The organism is Floridaenema aerugineum BLCC-F46 (genome assembly GCF_041929345.1).
GTDB classification, from domain to species: domain Bacteria; phylum Cyanobacteriota; class Cyanobacteriia; order Cyanobacteriales; family Aerosakkonemataceae; genus Floridanema; species Floridanema aerugineum.
In genome coordinates this window covers 1-20,238 of sequence record NZ_JBHFNQ010000244.1, presented here as the reverse complement: position 1 = coordinate 20,238, position 20,238 = coordinate 1, and the positions used below count along the sequence as shown (strand labels likewise).

Below are 20,238 nucleotides of genomic sequence, written 5' to 3'. Positions count from 1 at the left end.
AAGGTCTTTTTTGAAGTACGTTGTTGGGGGGGGGGCGGGCAGACGGGGGGGCGCGCCCCACAAAAAAAAAAAAAAAAAAAAAAAAAAAAAAAAAAAAAAAAAAAAAAAAAAAAATTATAAAAAAAAAAAAAAAAAAATTTTTAAAGTAATCACACTAACTTTTGTTTTTTTTTTTGTTTGTGTGTCCGTTGTGTCTTTTAAGCCGGGTGAACTCCCCCCAACAACGTACTTGAACTCTTAAGCCTCAATTACCACTCGTAAATTCCCGCGTTTTTTCGCCACTCTACAAGAAGTTGTATTTCCCGATCGCTGAAATTCCAAATCCAATAAAGTTGAACCAACTTTTAGATTTTGCAGGTACAAAGAACCAAAACCAAAACTGGCAACGGTGGACAACCAACACTGAAGCATATTAGCTCAGTAACATCCGCATAAATTAGTAATTGAGTGAAGAATTAATCACAAAAATGCTAAAAAATAAATCCCAAGAAATAACTCAACTAAACAGTATTATATAATTTTTTTCTGCTTAAATTTACACTCTTCTACTCTTAATAAAAATTAAATTGTTTTTTCGCATCTATCTTTAGATATATTTTTTATTAATTTTTTGTGTTTTTTACTATACAAAGAGAAATATAAATTTTTGTATCGAAAATCAGGAAAGTTACTATCAGAGGAATTAAAATGTGACGCAATGTAAGGAGTTAAATAAACTTACTCAATCTCACAGCTGATACTTGCCATTCTCAAAATTGTGTTAGTTTCCCATAATCAATTCTTTGTTAAATTACTGGTTTCTAATTTGGGAGTTTTGCGATGGATCGTACTTTTTGGCAGAAAAGGCGAGTATTGCTGACAGGGCATACAGGCTTTAAAGGTAGTTGGCTATCACTCTGGCTTCAATCTATTGGTGTGGAATTACTTGGGTACGCTTTGCCACCACCTACAAATCCCAGTTTGTTTGAAGTTGCCCGTGTAGCAGAAGGAATGACATCTGTAATCGGGGATGTCACGGATTACGAGCATTTACGGAAAGTGATTGCCGACTTTCAACCAGAAATTATCATTCACATGGCAGCACAAACCGTAGTGCATACCTCCTATATAGATCCTGTGACTAATTACAACACCAATGTTATGGGAACTGTTTATCTTTTGGAGGCGATTCGCCATTTAGGTGGTGTAAAAGCTGTGGTTAATGTCACTTCAGACAAGTGTTACGAAAACCGAGAATGGGTTTGGGGTTATCGGGAAAACGATCCTTTAGGAGGATATGACCCCTACAGTAGTAGTAAAGCTTGTGCAGAAATAGTCACAGCTGCGTATCGCGACTCATTCTTTAATATCAACAATTATTCAGAGCATGGTGTGGCGATCGCAACTGCCCGTGCTGGCAATGTGATTGGTGCAGGAGATTGGACAGCTAACGGACTGATTGCAGACCTGATTCGCTCATTTTTGGAACACAAATCAATTCAAATCCGTAATCCTTATGCAACTCGCCCCTGGCAATATGTATTAGATGCACTCAATGGCTATTTAACATTGGCAGAGCGTTTATACAACAAAGGGCCTGCATTTGCGGAAGCTTGGAATTTTGGGCCTAATGAATCGGACATGAAACCAGTTGATTGGATCGTGGAAAAAATGCTCAGTTTGTGGGGAGAAGGAGTTACCTGGGAAAAAGATCAAACTTGTCAATTTCACGAAAGTAATTCCTTAAGCTTAAGCTGCTCAAAAGCTCACCTCAAATTGGCATGGACACCAAAAATGTCTTTGGAAGCAGCTTTGAGTCAAATTATCAATTGGACTAAAGGCTACCAGACTGGAGCCGACATGAGGGCGATGACAATAGATGCAATTTCTCAGTACATGGATTTGGGTTGATCTACATATAGGCAGCAATTTAAATCTTTTGACAAGGTGCTTTTATGAATCAGCAAGTTCACGATCGACAGATAAAAAATTCATCGGCAGTTCAAGCTCCACGCTGCCAGTTTTGTGGAACAGCTTTAAATCACACATTGGTCGATCTAGGGATGTCTCCCTTGTGTGAAAGCTTCCTAAATTTTGAACAGCTTAATCGCATGGAAGCGTTTTACCCGCTTCATGTTCGAGTATGTGAGAATTGCTTTTTAGTTCAGTTGGAAGCTTATGTTAGCCCAGAACATATCTTTACTGAATACGCATATTTTTCATCTTATGCAGATACCTGGTTACAGCACTGTAAGGCTTATACTGACCAAGTAGTTGAGCGATTCCAGCTAAATGAAAAAAGCCAAGTTGTAGAACTTGCGAGTAATGATGGGTATCTATTGCAATATTTCGTTGAGAAAAAGATTCCGGTTTTGGGAGTTGAACCTGCAACGAATATTGCTAAAGTGGCGATCGCCAAAGGCATTCCCACCATCAACGAATTCTTTGGGCGTGAGTGTGCGCGTAAGTTAGTAGAACAGGGAAAACAGGCAGATCTGATTGCTGCCAACAATGTTTTAGCCCATATTCCTGACATTAATGACTTTGTTGGTGGGATTAAAATTTTATTGAAACCCCAAGGTGTGGCAACTGGAGAAATTCAACACCTGATGCGATTGATGGAATCGAACCAGTTTGATACTATTTATCACGAACATTTTTGCTATCACACCTTTAGTACCCTAGAAAAGATTTTTGCTGCTCACGGTTTAACCTTGTTTGATGTCGAAGAATTGCCAACTCATGGCGGTTCGCTAAGAATTTATGCTCGTCATGAAGATGATACAACCAAACCAATTAGCGATCGCGCGATCGATCTCAAAAACCGCGAACAAGCAGCAGGATTCACTTCCATAGAACGTTACACCAACTTTGAAGAACAAGTGCGAGAAACCAAACGCAAGTTACTCGACTTCTTGATTAAAGTGAAGCGCGAAGGAAAAACAGTTGTAGGATATGGTGCCCCAGGAAAAGGCAATACCTTACTCAATTATTGCGGTATCCGCACAGACTTTCTTGATTACACAGTCGATCGCAACCCTTACAAACACGGAAAATTCTTGCCGGGAACACATATTCCTATCTATCCACCCGACAAAATCCAAGAAACAAAACCTGACTATGTACTGATTCTTCCCTGGAACTTCCAGGATGAGATCATGACGCAAATGAGTTTTATCCGCGACTGGGGCGGACAGTTTGTAGTACCTATTCCTGAAGTAACAGTGTATTCCTAAAATGCGATTTATTCCAACCTCGTTAATAGGTGCTTACATTATTGAACCAGAGAAAGTGGAGGACGATCGCGGTTTCTTCGCTCGTGTCTGGTGTCAACAAGAGTTTGCTGAACATAATCTCGATCCAAACATAGTCCAGAGCAGCATCTCTTTCAACAAGAAGCGGGGAACTCTGCGAGGAATGCACTTACAGCTTCCCCCTTTTGCCGAAACAAAGCTAGTTCGTTGTACTCAAGGAGCAATTTATGATGTAATAGTCGATCTTCGTCCCGATTCAGAAACTTACTTAAACTGGACAGCAGTGGAGTTAACTGCGGAAAACCGAAAAACTCTGTACATTCCTAAAGGATTTGCACACGGGTTTCAAACGCTGGAAGACAACACAGAAATTTTTTATCAAATGTCTGAGTTTTATAGCTCAGAATCAGCTAGAGGGTTTCGCTGGAACGATCCGATTTTCAAAATTGATTGGCGAGAAGAAGTAACTGTAATTTCCGATCGCGATCGCACTTATCCAGACTACACCCCCGAAGTCTTGTCAAAATTACAGAGTTTCTCAATTTGATTCCCCAATTGTCAAATCATCTTTTTTAAAGATACCTAGCTGCTCTGGATAAACAATATGATCGTTGATTTAGAAGCGTGTAATTTTCAACAGCAGGGCTTAGAGATGTACCGCCTGATCTCAGAACTGTATCCCATCTGTCGCAGTATTACGGGTGACGGTGTACGCAAAACTCTGCATATTTTACAGCAGTTAATTCCCTTAGAAATTCACGAAGTTCCTACAGGAACCAAAGTTTTTGATTGGACAGTACCTAAAGAATGGAATGTTCGAGAGGCTTATGTAAAAAATAGCAAAGGAGAAAAAGTAATTGATTTTCAGGCATCTAATCTGCATCTGTTGAATTACAGTGTTCCCATTCATAAAACAATAGCTTTATCTGAGTTAAAGGAGCATTTGTTTACACTGCCAGAACACCCGGATTTGATTCCTTATCGTACTTCATACTATAAGGAAAACTGGGGATTTTGCCTGAGCCACAATGCCTTACAAAAGCTAGAAGAAGATGAATATGAAGTCTACATAGACTCTTCCCTAGAGGATGGACATCTCACTTACGGAGAGTATTATCTACCAGGAGAAACGGATGATGAAGTGTTATTTTCTTGCCATATTTGTCACCCCTCCCTTTGCAATGACAATCTCTCAGGTATTGCTTTAGCAACGTTTTTAGTCAAACATCTCAGTTCACAATCAAGACGATATTCTTACCGATTTCTGTTTATTCCTGGTACAATTGGCTCAATTACATGGCTGGCCTTAAATGAAACCAAAACCGATCGCATTAAACATGGTTTAGTGATATCAGGAGTAGGAGATGCGGGAAAGATGACTTACAAAAAAAGTCGTCAGGGAGATGCAGAAATCGATCGAGCAGTTATACATATTCTCAAACATAAAGGAGAGGAATATGCGATCGAAGAATTTTCCCCTTATGGTTACGACGAGCGCCAATATTGTTCACCCGGTTTTAATTTACCAGTTGGTCGCTTAACTCGAACCCCTTTCGGTCAGTACCCTCAATACCATACATCAGCCGATAATTTAGACTTTGTTAAACCGGAAAGTTTAGCAAATTCATCGATGACTTATTTAGCAGTCATTGATGTTTTAGAGAACAACAGAATATATATCAACACAAATCCTAAGTGTGAACCTCAGCTAGGTAAACGAGGATTGTACGGAACTTTAGGAGGTGAGCAAGATAAAAAAATGAGTGAAATGGCGATGTTGTGGGTACTCAATTTATCCGATCGCACTCATAGTTTATTAGATATCGCAAATCGATCTGGAATCAGTTTTCAGGTAATTAAAAGATCTGCGATCGCCCTGTTACAAGCAGGACTATTGAGAGAATCCTCAGAAGTTATCAGAAACGATCTGAGGGCAGGAAGTGCTATGAGTTTGATTGCCTAATGTTTGAGATTTGATTTTCCAACCATCTACCATCTATTTCAAGGAGATTTAATATGAAAGTTGTCTTATTTTGTGGTGGTTTAGGTACACGCCTAAGAGAACATTCCGAAACTGTTCCCAAACCAATGGTTGAAATTGGTTATCGTCCAATCATCTGGCATTTAATGCGATATTACGCTCACTTTGGGCACAAAGATTTTATTCTTTGTCTTGGCTATAAAGGAGACTATATCAAGAATTACTTCCTCAAGTATAACGAGTGTTTGTCTAATAACTTTACCCTATCTCAAGGGGGTAAAAATGTTCATTTGCATACTAGTGACATCGAAGATTGGAATATCACCTTCATTGACACTGGAGTAAATTCCAACATAGGGCAGCGATTGGTTGCTGTGAAACCTTACTTAGAAGGAGAAGAGGTTTTTCTGGCTAACTATGCTGATGGACTCAGCGACCTTGACCTTAATATGTATCTTGACCACTTTTACCAGCAAGATAAAATTGCCAGTTTTCTAGCTGTACAACCTTCCCAATCATTCCATGTTGTTTCATTAAATGAAAATTCACTGGTAAAAAATATTGAGTCTGTCAGTTGTTCGGATTTATGGATCAATGGTGGTTTCTTCGCTCTCAAGCAAGAGGTATTTGATTACATTCAGGATGGAGAAGAACTAGTTCTTGAACCATTCCAACGCCTAATACAAAAAAAAGAACTCGTAGCATATAGAAATCCCGGCTTTTGGGCTTGTATGGACACGCTCAAAGAAAAAATGATGTTTGATGAAATGTATGCTAAAGGTAGAACCCCTTGGGCTGTTTGGGAATCTTCCTGCAAGTTTGAAAAGAATAATAAACGAGTGAATGCTCAAATTTTCAACAATAGCCGAGAGCTACATAGCACAGCTAAATCGCTTGCAAGTTGAGTTGAAACTATGAGAGATTCTCAAGGTGAGAATCTCTTAATCTAAATAGAATTACTGTAGGTGAAATTAGAAACTTAATTCAGAAGCTACCATGCTTAAGCTAACTCCCAACGATCAAGGGGAAAATTCACTCCGCCAGGTTCTTTGTCTGGGTGCCCATAGCGATGACATTGAAATAGGCTGTGGTGGTACTATCCTAAAGCTTATTGAAACATTTCCAGATGTAAGCTTCTACTGGGTTGTTTTTACAGCAATTGGCGAGAGAAAAGAAGAAGCACTAGCAAGTGCCAATACCTTTTTAAAGGGAGTCAAGCAGAAGAATATATTAGTCAAAGACTTTAGAGAGCGTTTTTTCCCCTACATTGGAGCAGAAATTAAAGAGTTTTTCGATCGCTTAAGCAAGGAGGTATCTCCTGATTTAATATTTACCCATTACCGCAACGATTTGCATCAAGACCATCGCGTAGTTTCTGAATTAACCTGGAATGCTTTTCGTAATCATCTGATTTTGGAGTATGAGATTCCCAAATATGATGGAGATTTAGGGAACCCTAACTTTTTCGTTCATCTAAGTGAATCAATCAAACAAAGAAAGATAGCTTATTTGATGGAACACTTCGCGACTCAAGCCAATAGAAACTGGTTTACTGAAGAAACATTTTCTTCTATTATCAGATTGCGCGGGATTGAATCTAATGCACCAGAGAAGTACGCAGAGGCTTTTTATTGCCGAAAAGCAGTCTTGGCTTAATCTCTTGCTAATCTTGTGTAAGATGAACTATCAAAAGTTTTTGAGAGATTTTGGACACTTTACATAGCAAAGATTTTGCCGAATTGTCAGAGATAAATAAAATAGGGTGGAAAATATGAAATTAGCTTATGTGACCGTTTATAATGCTGAAGATCCTTCTGCTTATGATGGTCGATCTTATCGGCAACCTCTGTCTCTTAAAGAGCAAAATATAGATGTTAATTATATTGGCTCTTTAAAGGTTCCTAAAATATATATACCTCTGATCAAACTGAAATATCGTTTTTATCAGAATCAATACCGCTTCAAAGTTTATGATCCTATACTGGAACCTTTTGTGCTTAAAAGCTATGCTGGGCAAATCTCAAGCCGTTTATCCAAACTCAATGATATTGATGTTGTAATGAGCGGAGAAGGTAAGTATCTCCAGCCAGTTGCTTATCTCGACTGCGATCAACCGATCGTAACCTGGACAGATGCTCCTCTTGTCTCAGCCCTAGATTTTTATCCAGGGTTTGGTAGGCATGAAGTTGCCCCAGAGTGTTTAAAGGGAGGAATTGCTAATGACAAAGATGCTCTCAATAGAGCAAGTCTCGCAATCTATGGCTCGGAGTGGGCTGCTCAAATCGCTATTTCCCATTATCAACTTAATCCTTCTAAAGTAAAAGTTGTTCCCCTGGGACCCAACATTCCATCCAACTATAATTCGACAGAGATTCAAGCAATAATAGAATCTCGACCATCCGATCTTTGTAAAATACTCTTCTTAGGGGGCGACTGGTATCGTAAAGCAGGTGATAAGGCAGTTCAGGTAGCTTACAATTTAAATCAGGTTGGTCTAAAAACGGAATTGACAGTAGTTGGTTGTTCCCCTCAATTAGATAATCGGTTTGCTCCCTATGTTAAATGCTTAGGCTATATCAGCAATGCGTCTCAGGCAGGAATTAAACAACTCCAAGCGTTACTGGCCCAATCCCATTTTTTGCTCCTGCCAACTTTAGCAGATGCCTGCCCTCATGTTGTTTCTGAAGCAAGCAGTTTTGGTGTACCTAGTCTGACAACGGATGTAGGTGGACTACCAACCTTAGTTCTAGATGATCTAAATGGTAAGAAGTTCTCAAAAAATGCCAGTGCTGAAGAGTATTGTACTTATATCTTGGATTTATTTTCTGATTACTCTCGCTATAAAGATTTGGCACGCTCCTCGTTTCATGAGTATGAAACTCGTCTTAGCTGGAAAGTAACTGGACGAACCGTTAAAAAATTGTTAACAGAGCTGATCGATCGCTGATTGTTGGGATGAAATTACGGCAGCTATTAGTTTGATCTCAATTCATTTTGTAAAAGTTCAAAGTAGAGAGGTATTTACCATGCCAAGAGTTAGCATAATACTCCTAAATTACAACTATGCTAAATATCTAGATGAGCGGATTCAAAGTCTACTAAATCAAACTTACAAAGATTTTGAATTAATCATCCTAGATAATGGTTCAACTGATAACAGTGTGGAAATTATTAGCAAATATACTGCGGATTCCCGAATCAAAACCCATTTTTATTCCCAAAACAATCCTTTATTTTATACAGTGTTCAATGATGGTATAAAATTAGCTCAAGGAGAATACGTAAATATTGTTTGTTCAGATGACAGCTGTCATCCAACTTTGTTAGAAAAATTAGTTAAAATCCTAGATGAGCATCCTTCCGTTGGGTTGGCTTATGCACAATCTTGGGAAGTAGATGAGCAAGGAAACCGATTGCGTTCATTGGAAGAATGGACGAGTTATTTAAACAAGACGCGATGGGCTCAAGATTTTATAGATAGTGGTAAAAACGAATGCCAATACTTATTTTATACCTGTACCATTACTAATATAGGCGCAGCGTTAATACGTCGGAAAGTTGTTATTGACGCGGGAATGTTTGATGAACAGATGCCCTTTTCAGCAGATTGGCTATTCTATGCCAAAATACTGATGATTTCTGATATTGCGTACCTAGCTGAACACTTGAATTATCATAGAACACACCCACAAACAATGAGAAAAAACAACAAGAATGATGCTTTTCTTGAGGAGAAGATGCAAACATTAAGTTATCTTGCTAAAAACGTAGAGCCTCCAGAAAATTTTTTAAAAGAAGTTTATATTCCAGCAGTGGGTTCGTGGATGAGGTTGATGGTATTTGAAGGAATACCACTCAGCCGGAATTTAAGAATTTACAAATTGTTTAAAGATATAAATCCAAACATAAATTACTTTTTGGTAAAGAACATCCTTGATGTGTTTAAACGAAAAATTTCAATAGCATTAAAAATCAAATCACTTCAATATTAAATTAACAACTCCTCAGTCAAGTAGCACAAGTAGCAAAATTTGCAGTTACCGAACCAGAAAAATGCCAGATTCATTAATGTATAGCGAAGAAAACTTCGTCGTCCTAGAAACTAATCAGCCAGAACAATTCCTAACTGCTGCCGAATTACTAGAAAAACTAAAAAATATTTTGGCACAGCGACAAGACGATTTACCCAGAGATTTAGAAAAACTTTCCTCTTTAGAAGCACAAGCCCAGCATTTACTCAATACTTATTATGAATTCGATCTCGGACCCGGACAATATTTACAGTGGTATGCCGTGCGCCTGGAGAAATGAGTAGGGCAGGGGAGCTCTTGAGCTTGGGAGCTCTTGAGCAGGGGAGCAGGAGTAAAGAAAGAAAGGTAAAAGGTTAATATTTTACCAGTCCCCAGTCCCCTGCTCAAGAGCTCCCAAGCTCACCCTGGCAATGCGATTAAAGATAGCTCAATCCGATTTTCTTCTGGCTGATGTAATTCGGCTTTAATGCCGGGGCCAAAAAAAGTTTCGATTTTTTCCAGCTGTTGTTGCCACACCTGTATTGGTAGTAACGGTGAATCAAACTCCAGCACTAAGGTATAAGCACCGTTGACTTCCGTTTCGCGGAGTCCGGTAACTTGTGGTCTTTTTTCTTCTGTCGGACTTAAACCCACTTGAGCTAAAGCCCTATCTAAATGGGCATCTTGTCCGTATTTATAACCAGTCAAGTCCTTACGCAGCTTGGTTTGTGTTTTAGTCGCTTGCTGGTTTCGCAGTTCCAGAATATTTGGCCCAGTAGGTTGAGACAAAGGGATCGGTTTTAACTCAGAACCCTTAAGTGCCAGTCCTCCTAGCAACAGTGGAAACCCGTAAAAGAATCCCACTAGATTCAAGGTAGGATTATTGGCAAAATAAGCGATGAAACCCACAGCCGTTAGAATACTTCCCAGGCTAATTCCTAAAGTTGCCAACGAAGTTTGACGTAACATAGTGTTAGGTAGTTAAATCGGTAATTTTTATTATTCTCTAATTCCGTAACTCAGGTTGAAGTTCTGAGATTCTTACCGAACATCTACCTTTGGGAGAATTGATTTTTGGACAGACAGCCAAAAATCTTCTCTGTGGTTTCTCTGTGGTTATTGTGATTCACTATCAAAAAAATATGGGAGCGTGAGAACCCCTAGCTTAAAAGCCAGGGTATGAAACGCGACTCACGGGGATTTATCCGGTGTGTTTCTCTTATTTACCTCGTTGAGATTCAATGTATTTTTTAACTTATTGTGTTGCTACAACTATACTCTAAGACAGTAGGAGGTGAGAAATTTGTACAAAACAATTCCAATTAAAGCCAGCTTCACCGAAGAAGAGAAAGCCTTTTGGGTTGACCAATGCAAAAACTCAAATAGCCTAATAAACTGCGCTATTTACCATACTCGTCAAACCCACTACGATAGGCTGTCAAGTATGGACAATGCTTTTACAACTTATTGGGTTGGTGATGAATTGCGCTTTGGTTGGAAGACATACAAATGCCACATAACTTACCCGCAATTAGATAAGGTTTTGAAGGAAAATCCACACTACAAAGCAGTGGCAGCACAAGCAGCACAACAAACATTGCAGGCAGTTGGCGAATCAATTAATAGTTACAACAAATTGGTCGATCTTTACTACCAAGGAGAAGTTGATAGACCTATGAACCCTAACGGAAACAGCCCTGAAACTCAAGAACGTAGCATTCTAGAACAGATTAACTCGCTCAGGCGAGAAGACGAAACTCTGTATAACATACTAGCGGTAGATGTTTGGGCGCTGGCTAAAACTATGGATGAATTTCATCCCGGCTTTTGGGCTGCTTTCATGAAAAATCGAGAAAAGGCTTTAAAGCGCTTTATTGCCGAAACAGTCAAAAATAAGCCCAAAGATGATGAAAGACCACCTTTCCTAAGATAGACTTGATTTTATTATTTGTTTAGCACTTTTGAATAGCACTAACTATAAGATGATCGACCCCCAGACCCTTAAAGAACGCATTTCTGTAATTGAAAGCAAACGTGAAACCTTGTTGCGGCTTTTGGAGCAACCAGATTTAGGCACCCTTAGAATAGATGTTAATCAAGCATTAGAAGAGATAGACGACCTGATCGAGGAATTTAAACGGACTTTTCCGGAATCGGAAACCATTTAACCGTTTACTTCCATCTTGACCGGGGAGTTAGTAGGGGAATCAGCCTTTTGTGCTAATTCTTTTACTAGCTCAACTAATTCTTGGGTAGCTGTTTCTTTGCTGCAAAAGGCATCGAAACTGGATTTTTGTTGTAGGGCGATCGCTTGCTTCTCCTCCATTGCTGAATAAGCAATAATTTGGGTTTGGGGTTCTATGCTTTTGATATGGCTCGAAGCACTCCATCCATCCATAACAGGCATATGGAGATCCAGGATAATCACATCTGGGTGATGGGATTCCACCATTCTAATAGCTTCTTGTCCATTGCTAGCCAAGCCAACAAGCTGGATATTTTTTTGGCTAGAGAGTGCTAGTTTGAGGCTCAGACGAGTTAGTTCATGATCGTCAACCACTAGAACACGGACACTCGACGGATTGTAGTATGACAACATTTCCTCTCAAAAGTTTCTCAACAGTTGGTGTATTATTCCACTAGTTTACGCGGATTAACAGTTTATTCCCTCTACCATTTGATTGAATCCAGCCTAAATAATTAGTGTTGGTTTTTGAAGAAATTGTAAACTCAAAAGACACTCAGTTTTTGCCAGTCTTGAAGCCATAAAACTAGATATTATGCAGCAAAGACCAGCAAAAGAGGGATTTTTACAATTATTTTTTTTTAATATTTTGCCCTGGAATCAGATTTTTGCAAATCAGTAAATCTAAGGAAATTAATAGGGGAAAACCCGGAATTACAGACCTGGTTATCCCGTATTATCACTTAGATGCTTGGTTTAACTCCCGGAATTACTAGCCATCTCCATCAGGGTTTTTTGAGCGCTTTGCTCTTGGAGATTGTCCGAGGGACGACGTTGAACATAACTGCCGTCGGATTGTAATTCCCAAGCTTGGCGATTGTCAGAGAGCATAATTCCTAAAATTTCCTGCAAATCTTTAGCAAGATTTAAGTCTTCTACTGGGGTAACAGCTTCCACCCGCCGATTTAGGTTTCGATTCATCCAATCAGCGCTACCGATATAAACTTGTTCCTGACCACCATTTTGGAAGTAAAAAATGCGGGAATGTTCCAAAAACCTGCCGATAATGCTAATTACGCGGATATTTTCGCTCACATCTGGGAGTCCCGGACGCAGGCAACAAATTCCCCGGATAATCAGATCAATTTCCACACCTGCACGGGAAGCTTCGTAGAGTTTAGCAATAATTTGTGGGTCTACTAAAGCATTCATTTTGGCGACGATGCGACCTGAACGACCATTTTGGCAATGTTCGATTTCTCTGTGGATTAAGGCTACCATGCGATCGCGCAAATTCACAGGCGCAACTAACAACGAACGGTACGATCGCTGACGGGAATAACCAGTCAAATAATTAAACAAATCCGTCAAATCTGCGCCTAACTCTTCCCGACAACTCAACAAACCCAAATCCGTATATAAACCCGCCGTTTTAGGATTATAATTACCCGTTCCAATATGAACATAACGGCGAATATGATTCTCTTCTCGTCGCACTACCAAAACTACTTTTGTATGAGTTTTTAAACCCACCAAACCATAAACAACATGAACACCCGCTTGCTCTAACTTTTTAGCCCAAAGAATGTTATTTTCTTCATCAAATCGAGCTTTAATTTCCACCAATACCGCCACCTGTTTACCATTTTCCGCCGCTGCAATTAAAGCCTGAACAATTGGTGAATCTCCCGAAGTTCGATAAAGCGTCATTTTAATCGCCAAAACATTCGGATCGTGCGCCGCCTGAGTAATAAAACGCTGTACGGTAGCTGCAAAGGATTGATAAGGATGATGCACTAATAAATCCCGTTGGGAAATTAAATCAAAAATGTTTTCTCCATCGCCACCAATTTCTGCAAGGCGACGAAAACGTAGTGGTATTACAGGTGTCCAAGCAGGGTCTTTTAACTCAGGAAGCGGTAATTGCATAAAAGACATTAAATCTCGCAATCCCAGTAAACCATCTATGTTATAAACATCATTTTCACTTAGGTCTAATTCCTGCACCAAAGTATGTCGCACCCAATCCGAAGCAGTAGCATCAATTTCTAAACGTACCGCCGATCCTCCAATGCGACGTTTGCGAAGTTCTTGTTCGATCGCTAATAACAAATCATCTGCTTCATCCTCTTGTAAAGCTAAATCCGCGTCTCTAGTAATGCGGAAAGGATAACATTCTTGCACATTCATTCCCGGAAACAAAGAAGCCAAATTATGAGCAATTACCTGCTCCAAAGGTACACCCATCCAAATCAAAGATTCTACTCCCATTTGTACCCGTAAAGCTTCCGGCATCACCACAAATCGAGGTAACATTTGTGGCACTTTCACCCTAGCAAAAAGCTCCTCCTTAGTTTCCGGATCTTGAATCACCACAGCCAAATTTAAACTGAGATTTGAAATATGAGGAAACGGATGTCCCGGGTCAACAGCCAAAGGTGTAAGTACCGGAAAAATTTGCTCATCAAAGTAGTTTTGTAAATAAAGTCTTTGCTCCTGGTTTAAGTCCACATAATCCAGAATATGTACTCCATGTTTTGCCAACGAAGGACGTAATTCTTGCTCAAAATGTTTATGCTGAAGTTCTACTAAAGGTCGCAATCTTTGGCTAATAGCTGTTAATTGTTCTTTGGTAGACATTCCATCAGGACTCAGTTTAGTGACTTGCGCTTCTAACTGTTCTCGTAAAGCCGCAATTCGCACCATGAAAAACTCATCTAAATTCGAGCTAAAAATCGCCAAAAACTTCAATCTTTCAACTAAAGGCGTTCTTTCATCAAGTCCTTCATGCAAAACTCGGTAATTAAACTCCAACCAACTCAGTTCCCGATTGAAATAGTACGCAGGATCTTTGAGATTAATTTCTGTTGTTGTCTTCTTGGTTTTCGTCATAATAGAGAGATAAAAAATTAGGTAGTAAGTAGTGGGTACTAGGTTAATAGTAGTCACCAATGGGTAAGAATAAGTTATGAACTACTAACTTTAAATGCTAAATTGCTGGAATTTGAACTTAACACTTCTGCCTGTACTCCTTGATTAACCGTAGATTACCTTTAACAGGTTAGGGAAAGGTTAAAAGAAAAATGAAGAAGGGTAAAGGAAAGTTGAAACCCTCGCGCCTTAACCTTGCAGTACTCACTACTTAAATTGCGCCCTAAGTGCCAAATACTTCATCTTCTTTGCCAATCCACCATTCTCCCAAGTTCATTAAATCTTGATGAATGTCAGCTAATTTCTCAGCATAAGCTTCTGGGGAAAGGTCTGCACGACTTTCTTCCAGCTTTTTCAGTCGCAGTTGTACTAACAGCCAGGACTTGGAAATACTGTCTGTTGTTTCTAAATATTGTGCTAGTTCTTGGCTATCCATTATGCAAAAATTAATAAAGTTAAACAAGTTGAGAAGCAGTAGCAAAATTTTCAACCCACCAAAAGACAGCCACGTTTTGATTCGTGACTGTCCTGATTCGTATTTAACTGGGAAATTGATGAGGAATAAGCTTTAAGCTTTAGAGAAGTTCTCAGCGGCAAAGTCCCAGTTAACCAAGCTTTCCAAGAAAGTGTCTATGAATTTGGGGCGCAGGTTTTGGTAATCCAAATAGTAAGCGTGTTCCCAAACATCCAAAGTCAGCAGTGGGGTTTGTCCGTGAACTACTGGGTTTTCTGCGTTGGGAGTTTTGGTTACTTTTAGAGTACCGTTGTCAACTACTAGCCAAGCCCAACCGCTACCAAATTGAGTAGCCGCAGCATTCTTGAATTCTTCTTTGAACTTGTCGAAGCTGCCGAAGTCAGCATTGATTTTGTCAGCTAGTACGCCGCTAGGAGTACCGCCGCCACCTGGTTTCATGGATTGCCAGAAGAAGTTGTGGTTCCAAACTTGACCAGCGTTGTTGAAAATGGGAGTTTTGCCTTCTTTAAAAGAGGTAACGACGATTTCCTCCAGAGGTTTATCAGCGAGTTCTGTACCTTCAATCAATTTGTTGAGGTTGGTAACGTAAGCCGCATGGTGCTTGCCGTAATGGAAGGAAAAGGTGTTCGCTGACATATACGGCTCTAGGGCATTATCAGCGTAAGGTAAAGGAATTTGATAGCTCATTGTGTTCAATCCTCTCTGTTAGCTTTTCGTTTCTGAGCTAATGTACAAGCTGCTCTGCAACTTACGGGTTATGGCTCAGATCAAACCTAAACTTATGATAGAACTTTATATCAAAAGTCGGAAGAGGGGTAGGGGGGCTCCAGGGGCTCCAGGGGATCGAGGGACTCCAGGGGCAGAAAACTCTCTTCCCAACTCAAAACTCTCTGACTCAAAACTCTCTGACTCACTTCTGCCTCCTGCCTTTCTTTTCGGATAGACTATTTTGACAGTAGGTAGATAGCATGATTCCAGAATCCTCCTTTTGCAATGGATTATAGATATGTCTCCTGAAATACCGTTCCCCGGAAATACTTCTTCTAGTTCTGCTTCTGCACCGATTCGAGTTTTGATTGTGGAAGATGATCCGATGATGTTGTTAGGGTTGGAGCAGTCGTTGGCGGATCATCCGCAGGTTAATTTGGTGGGGCAAGCTGAAGATGGTTATTTGGGGGTACAAGAGGCGATAAAACTTAAGCCTGATGTGGTGGTGATGGATATTGGATTGCCACGACTTGATGGGATTGCGGCGACGCAACAAATTAAAGCGGCTTTGCCGGGGGTGCGAGTGGTGATGTTGACTTCGCACACGACGGAAACTGAGGTGATTGCGGCGCTTTCGAGTGGTGCGGATGCTTATTGTATTAAGGGTGCGAGTGTGGAACAGTTGTTAACTGCGATCGCAGCTGCTACCGAAGGCGCTACTTACCTCGATCCGCAAATTGCCCGCAAAGTGATTGAGCATCTCAAACCACCTTCTCCTACCGGAAATTTAGCAAATTTATCCCAACGCGAGCTAGAAGTTCTGAAATTAATGGTAGAGGGTTATAGCAATCCTGAAATTGCCGAAGCTCTTTATTTAAGCCCGAATACGGTCAAAACTCATGTTCGTGGCATAATGAACAAGCTGTCTGTGGACGATCGCGTTCAAGCGGCTGTTGTGGCTCTGCGTGCAGGAATAGTCTAAGTATGTGGAAGCTTTTGACTGTCTTATTTTCTTGTCTGTGTTTCAGTAATGCTCTATTGCCAATGATGGCATTGGGAGCAGAAGAGATGGGGAGAGGGGGAGATGGGGAGATGGGGAGACAAGAGGACAAGGAGACAAGGGGACAAGGGGACAAGGGGAAGTTAATTAACTCAAAACTCAAAATTCAAAACTCAAAACTTTCTTCTGCCTTCTGCCTTCTGCCTTCTGCCTTCTGCCTTTCCCAGTCCCCAGTGCCCAATCCCCAGTTGCCACCACCGAATTTAGAACCTCGCCCAAATACCGATCGCTTTCTCCAACCTACACCATTAATTCCCCCGACTACGCCAGATCCACAAGCGCCTATTTTAGAGACTCCCACACCAACCCCTACTCAACCTGCACCACCAATTAGGATTCAAGTGCAGAAAGTTGAGGTCACAGGTAATACAATTTTGTCTAATGAAATTAATGCAATTACTAAACCTTTGGAAGGTAAAGAAGTCACAATTCAAGAATTAGGAAAAGTAGCTGATTCTATTACTCAACTTTATGTAGAACGTGGTTATATTACTTCCAGAGCGGTGCTACCAGACCAAAAAATTACTGATGGGGTGGTGCGAATTTTAGTCATTGAAGGCAGTTTAGAAAAAATTCAAATAGAAGGGAATCGCCGCTTAAATTCTTCTTATATTCGCAGTCGAGTGCGCTTAGGAGTTGAGCAACCACTAAACAGCGCTAAGTTGGAAGATCAATTAAGATTATTACGGTTTAATCCTTTATTTACAAATGTTGAAGCTAGTTTACGTCCGGGAACTCAACAGGGACAAAGTATTTTAGTAGTTAGGGTAAGTGAAGCAAGTCCTTTTACTGGTTCTACTTTGGTCATTGATAATTATTCGCCGCCTAGTATTGGTTCAGAAAGATTTGGAGGCAATTTTTTTGTACGAAATGTTAGCGGGATTGGCGATACTTTTTTTGCTTCTTATTTTCGATCGACCACTGGCGGCTCTAACATTTTAGATTTTTATTATAACGTCCCGATTAATGCAATGGATGGAACTTTACAATTGCGGGTTGCCCCAAATTATTATCAAGTAACTGAGCAACAGTTTAGAGATTTAGATATTAGTGGTAATTCCGATCTTTATGAGTTTAGTTATCGACAACCGTTAATTCGATCGCCTCGCCAAGAATTCGCTTTATCTGTCGGTTTTACTTATCGTCGCGGTCAAACTTACTTGGATGATGACCCTTTTCCTTTCGGTTTTGGGCCAGATGAAGAAGGGAGAACTCGCACTAGTGTAATTGGTTTTGGTCAGGATTATGTGCGGCGAGATGTGCAGGGGGCGACAGCTTTGCGATCGCTTTTTAGTTTCGGGATTGGCGCTTTTGATGCTACAATTAATCCTGACCCAATTCCTGATGGACGCTTCTTTAGTTGGCTCGGTCAAGTACAAAGAGTGCAAAGAATTAGTAACAGCAATATCTTAATTTTACAAGCAGATTTGCAACTAACACCAAATAGTTTATTACCATCTCAGCAATTTGTAATTGGCGGTGGTCAATCAATTCGCGGATATCGCCAAAATGTGCGTTCTGGTGATAACGGTTTTCGCGTTTCTCTGGAAGATAGAATTATTTTAAGTCGAGACAAAACTGGGAGAGAAATTTTTCAATTAGCACCGTTTGTAGATTTCGGTACAGTTTGGAATAATGCCGATAATCCTAATGCAATTCCCAGGCGGAGATTTTTAGCGGGGGCGGGTTTAGGTGTATTATGGGAACCAATTCCTGGATTAAATTTACGAGTTGATTATGGAGTACCTTTGAGCTATATTCGCGATCGGGGAGACAACATCCAAGATCGAGGTTTTTACTTCCAAGTCTTTTATCGATTTTAGTTTTTTGGTAATGGGTAATTGGCAGTTTTTAGTCAGCAAAGACAAATAACAAATGACAAATGACCAACGACAAATGACCAATTATCACCAATCAACCTTATAATCTTGAACATTATCTGTAATCTTAGGCACTTATGGATTTAAAATCCCTGATTCGCGATATTCCTGATTTCCCGAAAGCGGGAATTTTGTTTCGAGACATCACTACCTTGCTGCGAAATCCCGATGGATTGCGTTATACCATTGATATTTTGACCGAGCAGTGCAAAGATACCTTCGGTAAAATTGATTATGTAGTGGGGATGGAGTCTCGCGGTTTTATCTTCGGGACACCCTTAGCTTATCAATTGGGTGCTGGTTTTATTCCCGTCCGCAAACCTGGAAAACTTCCCGCAGCAGTTTGTTGTGTGGAATATGAATTAGAGTATGGTGTAGACCGCTTAGAAATGCACGAAGATGCTTTGGGTTCAGGAAGTCGAGTTTTAATTGTAGATGACTTGATTGCTACCGGAGGAACCGCAGCTGCAACAGCACAATTGGTACAGCAAACTGGTTCAGAATTGGTAGGTTTTGCTTTTATCATCGAACTACAGGGTTTATGGGGGAGAGAAAAGCTTCCTGATGTACCGATTGTGACGTTGATTGAATATTGAATCTAGTCACTGTTTTGAGGTAAAAAATGAGTTCTGCTAGGAGTTCTTCGGTTGTTAGAAGCTTTCAATTTGTGGGGGATAAACTATTAACATTAGTTCCCTCACAAGATACAGCTTTGTATGTACTGAAGCGATTATTGCAGGCGGCGTTAACACTTTTATTGGCATCAGCTTTAAGTTTTGCCATTATTCAATTAGCACCTGGAAGTTACTTGGATACTTTGCGGCAAAATCCCAAGATTTCCCCAGAAAGGATTGAAGAATTAAAAATGCAATTTGGGTTGGATAAACCTTTAATTATGCAGTATTTTTTGTGGTTGTGGGGGATTATTTCTCGTGGGGATTTTGGTCTGAGTTTTGCCTATCAACGTCCGGTATCTGAATTGTTGTGGGAAAGAGTACCTGCTACGCTATTTTTAGCGATCGCTTCTTTAATAGTCACCTGGGGAATAGCCATTCCTTTAGGCATTATTGGCGCAGTTCACCAAAATCGCTTATTAGATAAAGTCTTGCGCGTCATTAGTTACGCCGGACAAGCAGTTCCAACTCTAGTAATGGGTTTATTACTGTTAACTTTCGTCCAAAATATCTCTCCTTTATTTCCCGTTGGCAACATGACCAGCATCAATTATGCTGAACTCACTCTCTTGGGTAAAGTGTTAGATATTATTTGGCATTCAGTTTTTCCCGTCCTAGCTTTAAGTATCACTGGTTTTGCCGGATTACAACGCATTACTCGTGGCGAATTATTGGAAGTTCTGCGCCAAGATTATATCCAAACAGCCCGCGCCAAAGGTTTACCAGAAAATCGTGTAATTTACGTTCACGCTTTGCGAAATGCCATTAACCCATTAATTACTTTATTGGGCTTTGAATTTGCCGGGTTATTAAGCGGTTCTTTCATTGTCGAAAACTTCTTTAATTGGCCTGGTTTAGGAAGGTTGATTTTACAAGCAGTAACAGCTAAAGACCTCTATTTAGTAATGGCAAGTCTCATGTTAGGTGCAGTTATGCTAATTATCGGGAATCTTTTAGCTGACTTAATGTTAAAAAGTGCCGACCCCCGCATCAAGTTGGAAAACCTTAATTAGTTTATCTCAATGGAGCAATTCATCTCCCGTTACAGTAGGGGTAATTGATGGTAGGGGTAATTCATGAATTACCCCTACCATCAATTAC

21 protein-coding genes and 1 pseudogene are annotated in these 20,238 nt (G+C 40.2%); 16 read left to right on the top strand and 6 right to left on the bottom strand.

Annotated elements, in window-relative coordinates:
* Positions 1 to 237: 237 nt before the first annotated feature.
* On the bottom strand, positions 238 to 411 hold the full coding sequence (locus tag ACE1CC_RS33425) for a hypothetical protein (protein ID WP_413274752.1): 174 nt from the start codon (positions 409 to 411) through the stop codon (positions 238 to 240).
* 408 nt (positions 412 to 819) lie between these two features.
* Here ACE1CC_RS33425 and rfbG point away from each other — a divergent pair, with 408 nt between their 5' ends.
* The 9 genes from rfbG (at position 820) to ACE1CC_RS33380 (ending at position 9,525) form a co-directional block, all read left to right on the top strand.
* Positions 820 to 1,890: a CDP-glucose 4,6-dehydratase gene (gene rfbG, locus ACE1CC_RS33420; RefSeq protein WP_413274751.1), complete on the top strand. Its 1,071-nt coding sequence runs from the start codon at positions 820 to 822 to the stop codon at positions 1,888 to 1,890.
* A 44-nt stretch (positions 1,891 to 1,934) separates the two neighbouring features.
* On the top strand, positions 1,935 to 3,215 hold the full coding sequence (locus ACE1CC_RS33415; RefSeq protein ID WP_413274750.1) for a methyltransferase domain-containing protein: 1,281 nt from the start codon (positions 1,935 to 1,937) through the stop codon (positions 3,213 to 3,215).
* Between the two features lies 1 nt (position 3,216).
* Positions 3,217 to 3,780: a dTDP-4-dehydrorhamnose 3,5-epimerase gene (rfbC, locus tag ACE1CC_RS33410; RefSeq protein ID WP_413274749.1), complete on the top strand. Its 564-nt coding sequence runs from the start codon at positions 3,217 to 3,219 to the stop codon at positions 3,778 to 3,780.
* Between the two features lie 57 nt (positions 3,781 to 3,837).
* Positions 3,838 to 5,196, top strand: a complete 1,359-nt coding sequence (locus ACE1CC_RS33405) for a DUF4910 domain-containing protein (RefSeq protein ID WP_413274748.1) — start codon at positions 3,838 to 3,840, stop codon at positions 5,194 to 5,196.
* 53 nt (positions 5,197 to 5,249) lie between these two features.
* The gene (locus tag ACE1CC_RS33400) at positions 5,250 to 6,119 is read left to right on the top strand and encodes a glucose-1-phosphate cytidylyltransferase (RefSeq protein WP_413274747.1); all 870 of its coding nucleotides are present in this window, start codon (positions 5,250 to 5,252) and stop codon (positions 6,117 to 6,119) included.
* A 91-nt stretch (positions 6,120 to 6,210) separates the two neighbouring features.
* Complete coding sequence (locus tag ACE1CC_RS33395; RefSeq protein WP_413274746.1) at positions 6,211 to 6,870, top strand: PIG-L deacetylase family protein; 660 nt, start codon at positions 6,211 to 6,213, stop codon at positions 6,868 to 6,870.
* A 115-nt stretch (positions 6,871 to 6,985) separates the two neighbouring features.
* Complete coding sequence (locus tag ACE1CC_RS33390; RefSeq protein ID WP_413274745.1) at positions 6,986 to 8,161, top strand: glycosyltransferase family 4 protein; 1,176 nt, start codon at positions 6,986 to 6,988, stop codon at positions 8,159 to 8,161.
* A 79-nt stretch (positions 8,162 to 8,240) separates the two neighbouring features.
* Positions 8,241 to 9,206 (top strand): glycosyltransferase family 2 protein, encoded by a 966-nt coding sequence (locus ACE1CC_RS33385; RefSeq protein ID WP_413274744.1) that lies wholly within the window; start codon positions 8,241 to 8,243, stop codon positions 9,204 to 9,206.
* Between the two features lie 61 nt (positions 9,207 to 9,267).
* Positions 9,268 to 9,525, top strand: coding sequence for a CRR7 family NDH-1 assembly protein (locus tag ACE1CC_RS33380; protein ID WP_413274743.1), 258 nt, complete (start codon positions 9,268 to 9,270; stop codon positions 9,523 to 9,525).
* Positions 9,526 to 9,644: 119 nt separating this feature from the next.
* Here ACE1CC_RS33380 and ACE1CC_RS33375 read toward each other — a convergent pair whose 3' ends face one another.
* Positions 9,645 to 10,193, bottom strand: a complete 549-nt coding sequence (locus ACE1CC_RS33375; RefSeq protein WP_413274742.1) for a DUF2854 domain-containing protein — start codon at positions 10,191 to 10,193, stop codon at positions 9,645 to 9,647.
* Positions 10,194 to 10,527: 334 nt separating this feature from the next.
* Between ACE1CC_RS33375 and ACE1CC_RS37015 the strand changes: the two are divergent.
* The 3 genes and pseudogenes from ACE1CC_RS37015 to ACE1CC_RS33365 all read left to right on the top strand — a co-directional run.
* Positions 10,528 to 10,908 (top strand): annotated as a pseudogene (locus ACE1CC_RS37015) (RNA-guided endonuclease TnpB family protein); the annotation flags it as partial.
* Positions 10,900 to 11,157 (top strand): hypothetical protein, encoded by a 258-nt coding sequence (locus ACE1CC_RS37010; RefSeq protein WP_459563950.1) that lies wholly within the window; start codon positions 10,900 to 10,902, stop codon positions 11,155 to 11,157. The pseudogene ACE1CC_RS37015 and the gene ACE1CC_RS37010, both read left to right, overlap by 9 nt.
* 49 nt (positions 11,158 to 11,206) lie before the next feature.
* Positions 11,207 to 11,392, top strand: a complete 186-nt coding sequence (locus ACE1CC_RS33365) for a hypothetical protein (RefSeq protein WP_459563949.1) — start codon at positions 11,207 to 11,209, stop codon at positions 11,390 to 11,392.
* Here ACE1CC_RS33365 and ACE1CC_RS33360 read toward each other — a convergent pair.
* From ACE1CC_RS33360 to sodB, 4 genes are all read right to left on the bottom strand, one after another.
* Positions 11,389 to 11,823 (bottom strand): response regulator, encoded by a 435-nt coding sequence (locus tag ACE1CC_RS33360; RefSeq protein WP_413274740.1) that lies wholly within the window; start codon positions 11,821 to 11,823, stop codon positions 11,389 to 11,391. The genes ACE1CC_RS33365 and ACE1CC_RS33360 overlap by 4 nt on opposite strands.
* Before the next feature lie 342 nt (positions 11,824 to 12,165).
* A complete protein-coding gene (gene ppk1, locus ACE1CC_RS33355; RefSeq protein ID WP_413274739.1) occupies positions 12,166 to 14,301 on the bottom strand; it encodes a polyphosphate kinase 1 in 2,136 nt (711 codons plus the stop codon).
* Positions 14,302 to 14,563: 262 nt separating this feature from the next.
* A complete protein-coding gene (locus tag ACE1CC_RS33350; protein ID WP_413263664.1) occupies positions 14,564 to 14,776 on the bottom strand; it encodes a hypothetical protein in 213 nt (70 codons plus the stop codon).
* A gap of 132 nt (positions 14,777 to 14,908) precedes the next feature.
* Positions 14,909 to 15,502: a superoxide dismutase [Fe] gene (gene sodB / locus ACE1CC_RS33345; RefSeq protein ID WP_413274738.1), complete on the bottom strand. Its 594-nt coding sequence runs from the start codon at positions 15,500 to 15,502 to the stop codon at positions 14,909 to 14,911.
* Positions 15,503 to 15,821: 319 nt separating this feature from the next.
* On the opposite strand from sodB, the gene ACE1CC_RS33340 reads away from it, so the two are divergent.
* From ACE1CC_RS33340 to ACE1CC_RS33325, 4 genes are all read left to right on the top strand, one after another.
* On the top strand, positions 15,822 to 16,505 hold the full coding sequence (locus ACE1CC_RS33340) for a response regulator (RefSeq protein WP_459563948.1): 684 nt from the start codon (positions 15,822 to 15,824) through the stop codon (positions 16,503 to 16,505).
* A gap of 62 nt (positions 16,506 to 16,567) precedes the next feature.
* The gene (locus tag ACE1CC_RS33335) at positions 16,568 to 18,406 is read left to right on the top strand and encodes a ShlB/FhaC/HecB family hemolysin secretion/activation protein (RefSeq protein WP_413274737.1); all 1,839 of its coding nucleotides are present in this window, start codon (positions 16,568 to 16,570) and stop codon (positions 18,404 to 18,406) included.
* Positions 18,407 to 18,540: 134 nt separating this feature from the next.
* Entirely contained in the window at positions 18,541 to 19,059 is a 519-nt protein-coding gene (locus ACE1CC_RS33330) for an adenine phosphoribosyltransferase (protein WP_413274736.1), read from the top strand.
* A gap of 26 nt (positions 19,060 to 19,085) precedes the next feature.
* Positions 19,086 to 20,150, top strand: coding sequence for an ABC transporter permease (locus tag ACE1CC_RS33325; protein ID WP_413274735.1), 1,065 nt, complete (start codon positions 19,086 to 19,088; stop codon positions 20,148 to 20,150).
* Positions 20,151 to 20,238 lie beyond the last annotated feature (88 nt).

What these genes read in the sequence shown, in the direction of transcription:
- ACE1CC_RS33405 (WP_413274748.1), top strand. Translation starts at nt 3,838, where the DNA reads ATGATCGTTGATTTAGAAGCGTGTAATTTTCAACAGCAGGGCTTAGAG.
- ACE1CC_RS33395 (WP_413274746.1), top strand. Translation starts at nt 6,211, where the DNA reads ATGCTTAAGCTAACTCCCAACGATCAAGGGGAAAATTCACTCCGCCAG.
- ACE1CC_RS33415 (WP_413274750.1), top strand. Translation starts at nt 1,935, where the DNA reads ATGAATCAGCAAGTTCACGATCGACAGATAAAAAATTCATCGGCAGTT.
- ACE1CC_RS33390 (WP_413274745.1), top strand. Translation starts at nt 6,986, where the DNA reads ATGAAATTAGCTTATGTGACCGTTTATAATGCTGAAGATCCTTCTGCT.
- ACE1CC_RS33380 (WP_413274743.1), top strand. Translation starts at nt 9,268, where the DNA reads ATGCCAGATTCATTAATGTATAGCGAAGAAAACTTCGTCGTCCTAGAA.
- ACE1CC_RS33340 (WP_459563948.1), top strand. Translation starts at nt 15,822, where the DNA reads ATGTCTCCTGAAATACCGTTCCCCGGAAATACTTCTTCTAGTTCTGCT.
- ACE1CC_RS37010 (WP_459563950.1), top strand. Translation starts at nt 10,900, where the DNA reads ATGAACCCTAACGGAAACAGCCCTGAAACTCAAGAACGTAGCATTCTA.
- sodB (WP_413274738.1), bottom strand. Translation starts at nt 15,502, where the DNA reads ATGAGCTATCAAATTCCTTTACCTTACGCTGATAATGCCCTAGAGCCG.
- ACE1CC_RS33330 (WP_413274736.1), top strand. Translation starts at nt 18,541, where the DNA reads ATGGATTTAAAATCCCTGATTCGCGATATTCCTGATTTCCCGAAAGCG.
- ACE1CC_RS33375 (WP_413274742.1), bottom strand. Translation starts at nt 10,193, where the DNA reads ATGTTACGTCAAACTTCGTTGGCAACTTTAGGAATTAGCCTGGGAAGT.
- ACE1CC_RS33425 (WP_413274752.1), bottom strand. Translation starts at nt 411, where the DNA reads ATGCTTCAGTGTTGGTTGTCCACCGTTGCCAGTTTTGGTTTTGGTTCT.
- ACE1CC_RS33365 (WP_459563949.1), top strand. Translation starts at nt 11,207, where the DNA reads ATGATCGACCCCCAGACCCTTAAAGAACGCATTTCTGTAATTGAAAGC.
- ACE1CC_RS33325 (WP_413274735.1), top strand. Translation starts at nt 19,086, where the DNA reads ATGAGTTCTGCTAGGAGTTCTTCGGTTGTTAGAAGCTTTCAATTTGTG.
- ACE1CC_RS33385 (WP_413274744.1), top strand. Translation starts at nt 8,241, where the DNA reads ATGCCAAGAGTTAGCATAATACTCCTAAATTACAACTATGCTAAATAT.
- ACE1CC_RS33335 (WP_413274737.1), top strand. Translation starts at nt 16,568, where the DNA reads ATGATGGCATTGGGAGCAGAAGAGATGGGGAGAGGGGGAGATGGGGAG.
- ACE1CC_RS33360 (WP_413274740.1), bottom strand. Translation starts at nt 11,823, where the DNA reads ATGTTGTCATACTACAATCCGTCGAGTGTCCGTGTTCTAGTGGTTGAC.
- ACE1CC_RS33400 (WP_413274747.1), top strand. Translation starts at nt 5,250, where the DNA reads ATGAAAGTTGTCTTATTTTGTGGTGGTTTAGGTACACGCCTAAGAGAA.
- ppk1 (WP_413274739.1), bottom strand. Translation starts at nt 14,301, where the DNA reads ATGACGAAAACCAAGAAGACAACAACAGAAATTAATCTCAAAGATCCT.
- rfbC (WP_413274749.1), top strand. Translation starts at nt 3,217, where the DNA reads ATGCGATTTATTCCAACCTCGTTAATAGGTGCTTACATTATTGAACCA.
- rfbG (WP_413274751.1), top strand. Translation starts at nt 820, where the DNA reads ATGGATCGTACTTTTTGGCAGAAAAGGCGAGTATTGCTGACAGGGCAT.
- ACE1CC_RS33350 (WP_413263664.1), bottom strand. Translation starts at nt 14,776, where the DNA reads ATGGATAGCCAAGAACTAGCACAATATTTAGAAACAACAGACAGTATT.